This is a genomic window from Streptomyces sp. QH1-20 (assembly GCF_041283565.1).
Classification (GTDB): Bacteria; Actinomycetota; Actinomycetes; order Streptomycetales; family Streptomycetaceae; genus Streptomyces; species Streptomyces syringius.
The window spans coordinates 7631705-7644659 of sequence record NZ_CP166299.1 but is presented as its reverse complement, the minus strand read 5'-3'; the positions used below and the strand labels follow the sequence as shown (position 1 = coordinate 7644659).

At 73.3% G+C, this 12955-nt stretch carries 8 protein-coding genes; 4 read left to right on the top strand and 4 right to left on the bottom strand.

Translation table 11 applies throughout. The features are described from left to right. The 4 genes from AB8O64_RS33690 to AB8O64_RS33675 form a co-directional block, all read right to left on the bottom strand. The gene (locus AB8O64_RS33690; protein WP_370423460.1) at nucleotides 1-1137 is read right to left on the bottom strand and encodes a GNAT family N-acetyltransferase; all 1137 of its coding nucleotides are present in this window, start codon (nucleotides 1135-1137) and stop codon (nucleotides 1-3) included. Then, nucleotides 1134-2450 (bottom strand): MFS transporter, encoded by a 1317-nt coding sequence (locus AB8O64_RS33685; RefSeq protein WP_370423459.1) that lies wholly within the window; start codon nucleotides 2448-2450, stop codon nucleotides 1134-1136. Before AB8O64_RS33685 ends, AB8O64_RS33690 begins: the two co-directional genes overlap by 4 nt. Beyond that, nucleotides 2447-3715: a phenylacetate--CoA ligase family protein gene (locus AB8O64_RS33680; protein ID WP_370423458.1), complete on the bottom strand. Its 1269-nt coding sequence runs from the start codon at nucleotides 3713-3715 to the stop codon at nucleotides 2447-2449. Before AB8O64_RS33680 ends, AB8O64_RS33685 begins: the two co-directional genes overlap by 4 nt. A 238-nt stretch (nucleotides 3716-3953) precedes the next feature. Next, entirely contained in the window at nucleotides 3954-4730 is a 777-nt protein-coding gene (locus tag AB8O64_RS33675) for a helix-turn-helix transcriptional regulator (RefSeq protein ID WP_370423457.1), read from the bottom strand. A gap of 381 nt (nucleotides 4731-5111) precedes the next feature. Between AB8O64_RS33675 and AB8O64_RS33670 the strand changes: the two genes are divergently transcribed. From AB8O64_RS33670 to AB8O64_RS33655, 4 genes are all read left to right on the top strand, one after another. Next, nucleotides 5112-6986, top strand: a complete 1875-nt coding sequence (locus AB8O64_RS33670) for a BTAD domain-containing putative transcriptional regulator (protein WP_370423456.1) — start codon at nucleotides 5112-5114, stop codon at nucleotides 6984-6986. A gap of 101 nt (nucleotides 6987-7087) precedes the next feature. Further along, nucleotides 7088-9322, top strand: coding sequence for a TOMM precursor leader peptide-binding protein (locus AB8O64_RS33665; protein ID WP_370423455.1), 2235 nt, complete (start codon nucleotides 7088-7090; stop codon nucleotides 9320-9322). Next, a complete protein-coding gene (locus tag AB8O64_RS33660; protein ID WP_370423454.1) occupies nucleotides 9315-11261 on the top strand; it encodes a TOMM precursor leader peptide-binding protein in 1947 nt (648 codons plus the stop codon). Before AB8O64_RS33665 ends, AB8O64_RS33660 begins: the two co-directional genes overlap by 8 nt. 48 nt (nucleotides 11262-11309) lie before the next feature. After that, on the top strand, nucleotides 11310-12908 hold the full coding sequence (locus AB8O64_RS33655; protein ID WP_370423453.1) for a SagB family peptide dehydrogenase: 1599 nt from the start codon (nucleotides 11310-11312) through the stop codon (nucleotides 12906-12908). The last annotated feature ends 47 nt before the right edge of the window (nucleotides 12909-12955 follow it).

Below are 12955 nucleotides of genomic sequence, written 5' to 3'. Positions count from 1 at the left end.
TCATGGGGCAACCTCGAGTGTGGGCAGGTAGGTCGACGCCCAGGCCGACACGTAGGCGTCCAGATAGGGCTGGAGCGGCTCGTCGACGGCCAGGCCGCGGAAGTCGATCTGCTCGGTGGTCCGGGTCATCACGACGTAGTCGGTGAAGCCGTCGCCTTCAGGGCGCATCGCCGGGTAGAGGGCGCTCGGGATGAAGCCCTGGGCGAGGCAGGCGGAGAGCAGGCCGTGCTGAGACAGCGGCAGCAGGGCCTCGACGTAGCCCGCGCCGGCGCGGGTGAGGGTCCGGGTGATGGGCTCCAGCCACGCGGCCGCGTCGGCCGGGCCGGGGTGCGCGGCGACGAGGGCGCAGTAGCCCCCGGTGCGGTTGAGGTAGGCGTACACCTCGAAGCGGCCGTCGTCGGGCATCAGCAGCACGTTGGGGGTGTGCAGCGGGTAGAACCACTGGGCGGCGTCGGGGAAGCGCTCGCGGAAGCGGCGGCGGACGAAGGCCGGTGCCTCGATCATCTCCAGCGGTGCCGCCGTCGGTTCGGCGGGCGCGGGGAGCGGGGCGGTGGCCTCGGTGCGGGCGTAGCTGATGCCGAGGCTGCGTTCGACGGTGCGCAGCAGGGGTGCCAGCGGTGCGGGCACCTCGGGCACGGGGAGCCGTCGGTCCAGGACCCCGGCGGAGTGACGCGCGTAGAGTGCGAGGCTTTCGCGGCTGTTGAGGGCGACGGCGTTGGGCAGGACGCCCAGGGGACGGAAGCCGTTGCGGGAGACCACGCGCTGCGGTCCGGTGCTGACGGTGCGGACGGTGGCGTACACCGAGTCCAGCCGCCCGGTGTCCAGCATCCGCGCGCACAGCGCCTCGGTCAGCGTCCCGGCCAGTCCGGCCGCCCGGTGGTCGGGGTGGACGGCGAGGCCCTCGAGCTTGCCGGTGCGGCTGCCGGCCTCGCCGCGGATGGCCGCCGATCCGGCCAGGCCGCCGGTCCGCGGGCAGCGGGCGACGAGCCAGAGGGAGTGCGGGTCCGCGATGAGGCGGGACATCTCGGCGGGGTCGGTGCCGAGCGCGACGGGGTAGTGCGGTCCGTAGACGGCGTAGTAGAGCTGGCGCAGATCGGCGATGTCGGCGGGGGTCGCCGTCTCGATCGTGGCGGTCATCGCGCTCCCCCCGCATCGGCCATCGGCCGGCTCTCACGGGCCGGCGCGTCCGCCGCGGCCTCGGTGTCGGTCGTGGTGGCGGGCTCGCGCAGCAGGGCCAGGGCGCAGGCCGCGGGGACGAGCCCGGCCGCCTGGATCAGGCACAGCGTCTGCGCGGAGAGATGGTCTCCGAGCAGGCCGAACAGCAGCGAGGCCACGGGGAACGTCGCGCCCAGCAGGGCCTGCATGACGGCGAAGAAGGCGGGCTTGTCGGAGGTGGGGACCAGCCGCTGGAACAGGGCCACGAAGCGGACCCCGATCACGCCCACGCACCAGCCGGCCACCGCGAGGCAGCCCGCGATGACGGGCCGTTCGGCGATCAGACCGGGCAGGGCGAGGGCGAGCGCCATCGTGCCCAGGCAGAGCGAGCCGACGACGGTGGGGCGGCCGGGCACCCGGGCGCCTGTGAAGGAGCCGATCAGGGTGCCCGCGCCGAGGGAGGCTTCGAGCAGGGCGACGGTGCCGCCACCGCCCTGGAGGGACGACCTGGTGTAGAGCGGGATGACGACGAAGACGGCGGTGGTGAAGAGATTGGCCGCGGCGAAGCAGACCAGGATCCTGCGGACGAAGGGCAGGTCGGCGAGGACCTGTCGGAGCGTACGCCGGGCTTCGGCGCCCTCGCCGGAGGCCTCCGCCGCCTCGGCGCCCTCGGTGGGCGAGGTGCGGAAGCGTGCGGTCGCGATGAGTGCCGCGGCGCACAGATAGGCGGTGGCGCAGCCGACCGCGAGTCCCGCCACCCCGGCACGGTCGACGATCAGGGCGCCGAGCAGGGCCCCGCCGAGGCTGGCCAGCGACTGGGTGGACAGCTCGAAGCCGGTCGCGGCCTCGATGTCCTCGTCGTCGACGAGTTCGGGCACGGAGGTGGTCAGACAGGGGTCGAAGAACGCCTGGCAGGTGGCGAGCGCCAGCGTCGCGGCGTACGCGGCGGCGAGCGGCAGATCGCTCGTGCCGGCCCAGACGGCGAGCGCCGCCGCGGTGGCACCGGCGGCACCGGCCGCCGTGCGCAGCAGGGAGCGGTGCGCGAAGCGGGCGATGGCCCGGGCGACCACGGGGGCGAGGGTCACGGCGGGCAGGGTGCTGACCGCCATGAACAGGCCCGAGGCGAGGCCGCGGCCGCTGCTCACGGCGTAGGCGACGAGCCACCAGGACACGCCGACCTGGAACATCCGCACCGCGGCCTGGGTGAGGACCTGGCCGAGCCATACGGTGCCGAACGCGCGATTGCGCAGCACGAGCGGCCTGGTGCGGCCGGTGTCGGTCGTCGGGGTGCTCATGCGGTCGGCCTCTCGTCGATGACGCGGACGAGCTTGCCCGAGCGGGAGTTGACGGCGAGGTCGCGGTGGCGCACCCACTCGACCGTCAGCGGGTGCACGAATCCGGCGTGCTCGCTGTCGGAGTACAGCGGCCGGGCCGTGTACAGCTCGGTGATGATCTCCTTGGCGAGGACCTCCAGCTCCGCCGGGTCGTCGTCGCCCGGTGCGGTGGCCAGGCGCAGGATCAGACCGTCGCGGCCGTCCCAGCGGCGGACCACGAGCTGGGAGCCCATGACGCGGCCCCGGGTGTCGGCGGCGGTGACGGCGGCCTGCGCGTCCTGCGAGTACAGCGAGACGGGTCCGACGCGGACGCCCTCCTCCGCGCGGCCGAGGATACGGAAGTGTCCCTCGGTCTCCGTCCATTCCGCGCGGTCGCCCGCGGGGTAGCGGATGATCGGCATGAGGCGGCGGAAGAGGCTGGTGACGACGACGCGGCCGGGCCGGTACGGCTCGGTGATCACTTCACCGGTGGTCTCGTCGAGGATCTCGACGACGGAGTGCGGGGTGAAGGCGCGGTGCAGCCGCGCGTCCGGTCCGGGCACGGGGCAGCCGAGGAGTCCGGCGTCGACGCTGGCGTAGCCGAGCGAGCGGGCCTCGGCGTTGGGGAAGGCGGCGGCCAGCAGTCGGCGCTGGTCGTCGAAGAGCGCCTCACCGCCGAAGAACAGCAGCTCCACGGCGGGGAGCTGACGGTCCATGGAGATCAGGTGCTCGGCGAGCCGGCACAGGGTGGTCGGGGTGCCGGCCACCACCTGTGCGGCGAAGTCATGGAGGGTGGGGATCGTCGACTCCAGCGGGGCGCCGCCGCCGATGGGCAGCCGGACGTTGTCGACCGGGGCGTGCGCGAGCGAGTCGAGGATGAACAGGAAGCTGGCGTACAGCTCCCCGGCGTAGAAGAGGTCCGCGACCCGGTGACCGGGGCGCAGGCCCGCGTCGAGCAGACCTTGGCCGAAAACAGTGACGAACTCCCGCCACTCCTCCCGGGTGTAGCAGGAGAACTTCGGCGCACCACTGGTACCGCCGGTCTTGAAGACGGTCGCTTCGGCGAGGGGCGCGGTCAATACGCGGTTGTGCTGGAGGGTGTTGGCTTGCCAGAACGCGCTCTGGTCCACGACGGGAAGGTCCGCGAGGCGGTCCGCGTCCGGCGGGAGGTCGGCGTAGAGCTCGGCGTAGAACGGCGAGTGGTGACGGGCGTGGCGTATGAGGTCCGAGAGCTGATGGACGGGCATGAAGGCCTTGTCTGGATGAATACGAGAAGGGCGGGAGTGCGCGGCAAGGCGGGTCTCAGAGCCCGCCACCTGTCTACGGGTGTTCGACGGGGAGCGTGACGGCGTCACACTTGACGCGCGGTCACAACCCCGGAACATCGAAGAAGATACCGCAAACTTTCCTTCGCTTCTTACACAGATGGCCTGAATTAGCAATGATTTAACGGTGTACGAACGAGAAGCGCCTGCTTCTGGAACCTCAGGGGGTCAGCGGGGTGACGACCACGAAGCGCAGCCCCGCCGACTGCAGGGGCAGGAACATCTGCGTGGTGACGAGGACCTCAGCGCCCTGATGGCACGGCAGGCGCAGCCGGAAGCGGCGGCCGTCGTGGTGTTCGGCAACCTCGTAGCCCTCCGCCCAGATCCGCCGGCAGACGGCGTCGGCGGCGAGGACCTCCCGCAGCAGCTCCTGGAGCTCGGTGTTGCCCTGGTCCTGGCAGCTCGCGACGCGCAGCGTGGCCAGATACACCCGCGCGCAGCTCTCCTCCCAGTCGAGCACCTGCTCGCGGGCCTCTCGCGAGGTGAGCCCCCAGCGCATCAGATTGGGGCGGGGCCCCTTGACCCAGGGGAACCATTCGGCCATGGGCGCGTTCGCCGCGACGATGTTCCAGGCGGCATCGGCGAGATAGGCCGGATGCGGTGCCTGGTGGTGCAGCAGCGAGAGCAGGGCCGGGTCCAGCGTGGTGTGCGCGGGCGGTGGCTCGGTGGGCGGCCGACGGCCCAGGACGCCGAGGAAGAGTGTGAGCGTCTCGGTCTCGTTCAGCCGCAGCGCCGCCGCGACGCGCAGCAGAAAGGCGTCGGAGAAATCGCGGTGGGCACCGGTTTCCAATGCCCGGTACCAGCCTTCGCTCACACCCGTCAGACGGGCCACGTCCGCCTGCGACAACCGTCCTCTCGACCGGTAGCCGGAGCCCCGCAACTCAGGTATGGAGGCACGGTCGACCCGGGCCCGCCAGGCGCGGAGCAGTCGGCTCATAGGCTCTTCACCGGACCAGGAAAAGCCCCGCGATCCCGTGACGCACCCTTGACTCTCCGTCATTCCGCTGCCCCCTCTTCACTCGCCGACGCAGATCAGGTTCTACATGATCAACATCAGAACACGCCAACATTTGGCAAGTAAAGGACAAGCGTGACGGCGAGCCCGGTAGTTGAGGCCAATACTTATTTGCTTTAGCAATCGAGCATAGAACCGTCACTGACACTCTCGGTACTGCGAGTGGCGGACGATCTGGTGCACACTCTGGCGGCACAGGGCACCGCCCGCCTCCCATCTGGGCCTCATGTCCGCAGGTGCGGACCGGTATGCGGGGCCCCGGGCGCAGTACGAAGCCGTACAGATCCGCGGAGGCACATCGGAATGCAATTCCAGGTTCTCGGGCCGTTGAGTATTACCGACGGTTGTGACAGTGTCGTGCTGCAGCCCTCGAAGCCGACGGTTCTGCTTGCCGCACTGTTGCTCCGCCATAACTCCGTGGTATCCACCGAGTTCCTGCAGAGCGCGATTTGGGGCGACGGTCAACCAGCCTCCGCAAAGGCGGCTCTGCAGAATTGCGTGCTGCGGCTGCGGCGCATCTTCGTCAAGTACGGCATAGCCAACGCGCTGATCGAGTCGGTCCCCGGCGGATATCGGATATCCATCGAAGCCGCGGCACTCGACCTCATGAGGTTTCGGCAACTGCTCCGATCCGCCGATGCCGCGCGGGATCCCGATACGGAACTCCGGGCACTGGGGGAGGCGCTCGCCCTCTGGCAGGGGCCGTTCCTCGCCAATGTGCCCTCCGATGTGCTGCGCCGGGACGAGATTCCGCATCTCGTGGAGGAGCGGCTACGCGCGGTGGAACGCGCCCGCGACATCGAACTGTCGATGGGACGGTGCCAGCAGGTCATCACGGAGCTGTGGACCGTGGCCCGGGCGTACCCGGCGCGCGAGCGGTTCCGGGAACAGCTCATCGAGGCCCTGTACCGGTCCGGTCGGCAGGCCGAGGCGCTGGCCGAATACCGTGCGGTCAAGGGATATTTGCGGGAGGAACTCGGCGTCAGTCCCGGCTCCTCGCTGCAGCGGCTGGAGCTGACCATTCTGCGGGGCGACGCCATCGGCCCGCCCGTCCCCGACGACCGCGGCGCGGCCAAGGACCCGGCCGATGCCGCCGCGGCAGCGGGCCTCCTGCCCGCCGAGGATCCGCCGACGCCGCCGGCGCCGCCGACGGCACGAGCCGCCCTGGCCGCACCGCCCCCGACGGCGCGGCCGATCGCGCCCGTCCCGCACTTCACCGGGCGGGCGGCCGAGACGGCTTCCCTCGTCACCCGGCTCACCACCGGCGCCTCCCGGCCCGTCACCGTGGTGCTCTCGGGCGCACCCGGCATCGGCAAGACCGCGCTCGCCCAGCACATCGCGCTGCTGACCAGCGACGCCTTCCCCGGTGGCCGGTTCCTGGTGCCGATGTCCCACCCCGACGGCACCCCCCGCTCCCCCGGCGAGATCGCGTCCGCACTCGCCCGGCCCGAGCACCACCGGGCCGACGACACGGCGGATCACTGCCGCAGGCGGCTGCTCGTGCTCGACGACGTCACCGGCGCGGACCAGGTACAGCCGCTGCTGCCGACCCGGCCGGGCGACGCGGTGCTCATCACCAGCGGGCTCGGGCTGGCCGGGCTGGTGGCCGCGCACGGCGGCTGGGCGCACCGGCTCGACACCCTCACCGAGGAGGAGTCCTGCCGGCTGCTGGCCGCCGTCCTGGGCACCGAACGGGCCGAGGCCGAGCCGGACGCGCTGCGACTGCTCGCGTCCGGGTGCGGGCACTTCCCGCTGGCCCTCACCATCATGGCGGCCCGGCTCCTCACCCGGCCGCGGCTACGGGTCGCGGACTGCGTGACCTGGCTGCGGGACGACCCGGTCACCCGGCTGTCCCTGGCCGGCGACCCGCGCCTGTCGGTGCCGAGGGTGTTCGCCACCGCGCTCGACCGGCTCGACCCGCTCCTCGCCGACGCGTTCGAGGCGATCGGCCGCGGCGATCGCCGACGGCTCACGGCCCGGCTGGGCGCCCGGCTGCTGGGCGTGGCGCCGCACGAAGCCGAGGAGACGCTGGAACGGCTGGTGGACGCCGGGTTGCTGGAGGAGGACCCGGCCGGTGAGTACCACATGCACGAGCTCCTCCGGGCGTTCGCGCGCACCCGGCCGGGCCGCGGCGACCTGACGGCCGTACCGGCGGCCACCGCCGCGGCTTCGCCCTGACCCGCCCCCGGCTGCCCCCGACTTTCCGCTCCCCTGCCCCTCAGTGCCCCTGTAGTGCCCCTGTAATGCCCCCGTAGCCGCCGACCACAGAGGTGTTCCACATGTCCGAAGCCTATGAGGCGATCGCCCGGACCCGGCCCCGCATCCGCCGGGACGTGCTCTTCACCGAGACCCCCGACGGGGTGCTGTTCCACAACGCGCACGGCGGGTTCCACCTCAACTCCCCCTCCGCCTACCGCTTCGCCACCCTGGTCGTCCCGCACCTCAGCGGTGAGAACCGCGTCGAGGACATCTGCCGGGGTCTCGGGGAGAAGCAGCGGGCCATGGTCGCCCGCCTGGTGACGACGCTCTACGAGCGGAAATTCGCCCGCGACGCCCCCGCCCCCGACGAGGCGGCGGCAGCGCTCGCCCCCGCGGTCGGCCGGCGTTTCGCCGCGCAGCTCGCCTACGTCGACCACTACGTCGACGACGCGCCCCGGCGCTTCGAGCGGTTCCGGAACACCCGGGTCGCGGTGCTCGGCGACGACCTCGTGGCCCGCTGGTGCGTGCTCGCTCTCGTCCGCAACGGCTGCGCGTCGATCGACGTCCTGCCCGGCGCCGACACCGAGGAGAACCGGTTCGAGGACGTCCGTGCCGAAGCGACGGCGCTGGCCGCCGAGGGCTGCCCGGTGGAGATCGGCGTCCTCGGTGCCGGCGACGCCGACGGCACCCTCGACTGGGCGGACCTCGCGGCGTACGACGCCGTCGTGGTCACCGGCGGGCCCGCCGGATCCCGGCGGCTGCTGCGGCTGTTGACGGCCGGTGTCCCCGAGGGCACGCGGCTGCTTCCCGCCTCCATGTTCGGCTCCCACGCGGTCGTCGGCCCGCTGATGGCATCCGGCACCACCGGCTGCTGGGCCTGCGCCGTGCTGCGGCTCGGCGCCAACGGCGACGCGGGCGCGGCGGCCGAGCTGTGGAGCGGGCTGGCCCTGCCCACCGCCGGGGCGCCGGTGGGCGACCTGCCCGGCCGGAGCCTGTCGGCGATGATCGGCAATCTCCTCGGGTACGAGATCTTCCGGCTCGCCACCGAGGCGCTGCCCGCCGAGACACGCGGGCAGGTCATCGTCCAGGACGCCGATTCCTTCGACGTCGTCGCGGAGCCTTTGCTGCCGCACCCGCGCTGTCCGTTCTGCGCCGGCCACGACGAGCGGCCCGAGGATCTCGCCCTGGAGGCCCTGCCGGGGCCGGGGCAGGCGCCCGCCACGGTGGAGGTCGACCCGGACGCGCTGCTCGCGGAGCTCAACGGCCGCCAGGTGCTGGTCCGCCCGCACACCGGGGTCTTCCACCGGTTCACCGACGAGCCCTGGACCCAGACCCCGCTGAAGGTCGGCAGCGTGAGCCTGTCCGTCGGCCACACCGCGCGGCGGCAGATCGCCGCGTTCGACATCCACACGGTGGCCGGCGCCCGGCTGAAGGCCCTGGACGCGGCCGCCGCCGTCTACACCGAGCACGTCGCCCCGCTGAGGGGCGTCCGCGCCACCGAGGACGTCACCGCCGCCGAGCTGGAGCACGCCCCCGACCCCGCCGCTTACTCCGTCGCCAGCGGCCTTCCCGTCGGCCCCGGCCAGGTGGCGCACTGGGTCCCCGCGACCTCCCTGCTCACCAAGGAGCGGACGCTCGTACCGGCCGGTGCCGTGCGCACCTTCGGGGCGTACAACCGCCACCGGCTGTACACCCCGACCTCCGCCGGTACGGGCGCGGGCCCGACGGCCGCCGCGGCGGCGGGCCGCGGGCTGCTGTCCGCTCTCGCCCACGACGCCCTGGGGCACGCCGTAGGCGGCTTCGGGCAGGTGACGCGGGTGGCGGCGGAGACCGTCGGGGACGACGCGGAGCTGGTCTTCCTCCTCGCCTCCGCCCGCAACCTCGGCATCGGTGTCGAACTGCTGGACCTCGGGGAGACGGTCCGCTCCTCGGCCCACGTCCTGCTGTGCCGCGCCGCCGACCCGCGCGGCGGGGCCGGGCTCTGGGCGATGGCCGGGGAACTCGGCTGGCGGGACGCGGCGGCCGCGGCGGTCCGCGATCTGCTCGGCCGCGCCCAGTTCGAGCGGGAGCTGCCCGAGGGCGAGTCGGCCGACACCGGAGATCCGCTGCTGGGGGACCTCGCCCCCGAGACCCTGGCCGTCACCGGGGAGAGCGCCGCCCGCGGCGCCGAGGGCACCTCGTACGCGACGGTGCTCACGCGGCTGCGGGCGGCGGGCCGGGACGCCCTGGCCGTGCACACCGGCCCGGCCGATCTGGCGGTCGGCGGCATCACCACGGCCCGGGTGCTGCTCACTTCAGGGGCGGCCCGTGCCTAGCGGTGGCGCCGCCGAAGCGCCCAGCCCCGCAGAGGCGTTCTGCCGGGCCCTGGGTGACGCCGTGCGGCGGGCGCTGCGGGGGCGGGCTGCCGGCCCGGCGCCGGTGGAGGTGTCGGCGCTGGGCGTGCGCGACGAGCTGACGGCCGGGCCGTCGGCGCCGTCCGACCCGGCGGCCGTGCCCGTGCAGCTCTACGGTCACCACGCGCTGGTCGGTCCGCTCCCCCGCCCCGGCGGCGAGCGGCGGCCCTGCGCCCGGTGTCTGGCCCGCCGTTGGCAGTCGGTGCGGCGGCGCTCGCTGCGGGACGCGCTGGAGCTCGGTTCCGGCACCCGGGCGGCGGGCGTCGCGCCCTACGCGACACCGTTCGCGGCCGACGCGATCGCCGCGCTGATCGTGGCCGCCCAGCAGGCCGGCCGGGACGGCGAGGGGCCCTTCGGCGTCGTCCATCTCGTGGACCTGGAGACGCTCCGGGTGACCCGCAGGCTGCTGGTGCCGGACGCGGAGTGCCCCGATTGCGGGCGACGCGTCCCCGACAGCCCACGGGCCGCGGCGGTGGAGCTGCGGCCGACGCCCAAGCACCGCCCCGGCTCGTTCCGGCTGCGGGGCATCGAGACGTACGACCTGCCGGCGGAGGCGTTCGCCAACCCGGTCTGCGGCGCGCTCGGCCCCGCCGTCGTGCACGACGTGGGCTCCGCGTCCACCGCAGCCACCGTCGGCTGCTTCGAGCTGCGCTCCGGCTCCTACCTCCGGGAGACGTTCTGGGGCGGCCACGCCGACTCCTACGCGCACAGCGAGCGCGTCGGGATCCTGGAGGGGCTCGAACGGGCCGCGGGCATGCGGGCCCGGGCCAAGGCGACCGGGGTGGTGGCGTCCTGGGAGTCGCTGGGCGGGACGGCGCTGGACCCGCGCGTGTGCGGCCTGTACGACCCGGGGTTCCACCGCGCCAACCCCCACCTGGTGCCCTACTCCCCGGACCGGCGCATTCCATGGGTATGGGGTCACTCCCTGCGGGACCGGCGCCCGGTGCTGGTGCCGGAGGTGCTGACGTACTACGGCACGCCCGGCCTGGAGAACCGCTTCGTGCAGGAGAGCTCCAACGGCTGTGCCTCGGGCGGCAGTCTCGCGGAGGCCGTCTACTTCGGGCTGATGGAGGTGATCGAGCGGGACGCCTTCCTGCTGGCCTGGTACGGCCGGGCGGCGCTCCCGGAGATCGACCCGCGCTCCAGCCGCGACCCCCGGACCCGGCAGATGGTCGACCGGCTGGAGATGTACGGGTACGAGGCGCGGTTCTTCGACACCCGGGTGACGTTCCCGATCCCGGTGGTGACCGCGGTCGCCGTCCGGCGGGACGGCGGGCCCGGCGCCCTGTGCTTCGGCGCGGGGGCGGGCCTGGACCCCGAGGCGGCGATCAGCGGCGGGCTCTGCGAGATCGCGACCGACGCCGTGAACCTACGCGGCAGGACCGAGCGCGACGCGGCGCGGCTGCGCGCGATGGCCGCCGATTTCGACAAGGTGCTGGCGCTGCACGACCATCCGCTCGTCTACGGGCTGCCGGAGATGGCTCACCACGCGTCGTTCCTGCTCGGTGCGGTGGGCGCGCCCCGGCAGCCGAAGCTCGCCGTCGCGGAGCTCTACGGTCCGGGGCGGCCCGTGCTGCCGGTCTCGGCCGATCTGGCGACCGATGTGGGCACCTGCGTCGACGCGGTGGCCGCGGCGGGCTTCGATGTGATCGTCGTCGACCAGACCCTGCCGGAGCAACGGGACCTGGGGCTGCACACGGTGAGCGTCCTCGTCCCCGGGCTGGTCCCCATCGACTTCGGCTGGCGGCGCCAGCGGGCGCTGCGGATGCCCCGGACGCGCACGGCCCTGTACGAGGCGGGGCTGCGCGAGCGGGAGCTGCTGCCCGGTGAGCTCAACCCCGCCCCGCACCCCTTCCCGTGACCCCGTACCACCGGCTCGTGACGACACCGTCCAGACAAGGAGTTCCCCGTGGGTTTCGCCCATGAATACGCGGCTGCGATCATGCAGCGCGGCCGGGTTCACATGGAACCCGTCAATTTCGTGCCCGACTGGTCGGACCGCCCGCGCAAGGGCAAGTTCTATCCGGGGGCCGCGTCCTTCCCGCTGCCGGAGGGGGACTGCCCGCCCACCGCGACCGTGCGGGCCGGAGTCCTGCCGGAGCATGCCGAGCGGGACGATCCGTTCACACTGCCGCTGCTCGGCGGCATGCTGCTGGACTCCTACGGCCGGGTGGGCCGCCGCCTCGGGGTCCAGGCCAACACCGATCTGCCGTCCCTGCCGTGCTACACGGATGCGAACTTCTCCCGCGGCACCGCTTCGGGAGGCGGCCTCTACCCCGTGACCGTCTACTGGGTGTCGGGTGCCGCCGGTCCTCTGACGCCGGGGGTGTACCACTACTCGACGACCCACCACGCGATGCAGCGCCTCCTGGCGGGCGACGTCAGTGCCGAGGTGCGCGAGGTGCTCGCGGACCCCGAACTCCCCGAGGAATACGACCAGTTCCTCGTCCTGGGGGTGAAGTTCTGGCAGAACTCCTTCAAGTACAACAGCTTCTCCATGCACGCGGTGAGCATGGACGTCGGCGCCGTCCTGCAGACCTGGCGCATCTGGGCGCGCGCCCGGGGGCTGCGGGTCGAGCCCGTCCTGTGGTTCGACGAGGAGCGGCTGGGCCGGCTGCTCGGGGTGTCGATCGAGGAGGAGGGCGTCTTCGCGGTCGTCCCGCTCCGCTGGGAGCGGACGCGCCCCGCACCTGCCCGTCCGGCGACGTTGCCCGGCGACGCCGTGTCCGTGCGCCGTCGGGACAGCGAGCGTTCCCGGCGGGTGCTGACCTTCGAGACCGTACAGCGGATCCAGGCGGCGACCGCCGAGAACGCCACGGCCCGCCCGGCCGCCGGTGCGCTGCTGCCCGCCGCGGTGGCGGCCGTACCCGGCGGGGAGCGCCTCGCCCTGCCTGCTCCGCGGCCGCCGGAGATGAGGGTGCGCGAGGCGCTGCGCGGGCGCCGCAGCAGCTTCGGCCGGTTCGACGCGCGGCGCCCGGTCGACGGCGAGGACCTTGCGGCCGCGCTGGCCGCCTGCGCGGCGGCGTCGCTCGACAGCGACGCCGGTGACGGTGCGGGCGGGGCGCGGCTGACCCGGTTGTACGTCTTCGTCAACCATGTGCGGTCCGTCGCCCCGGGCGCGTACGCCTACGACCCCGACACCGGGGAGCTGGTGCTGGTCAAGCCCGGTCCGCCGGGCGGCTTCCTCCAGCGCAACTACTTCCTGTCCAACTACAACCTGGAGCAGGCGGGGGCCGTCGTCGTCCCCGCCGTGCGCACCACGGCCGTGCTCGACGCGGTGGGTGACCGGGGGTACCGGCTGGTGAACGCCACGATCGGGGCGGTCGCCCAGACCTTCTACACCACCGCCACCGCGCTGGGGCTCGGCAGCGGCGTCGCGCTCGGCTTCGACAACCTCTCCTTCGTCGAGGAGCTGGGGCTCGCGGCGACCGGTGAGGCACCGCTGCTGGTCATGCTGATCGGCCACGAGCGGCCGGGCACGGCCGACTTCCGCTACGAGATCGCCTGACCCGGACAGGAGGAGAGAGACCGCCGTGACACCCCCCGCCGTGACAT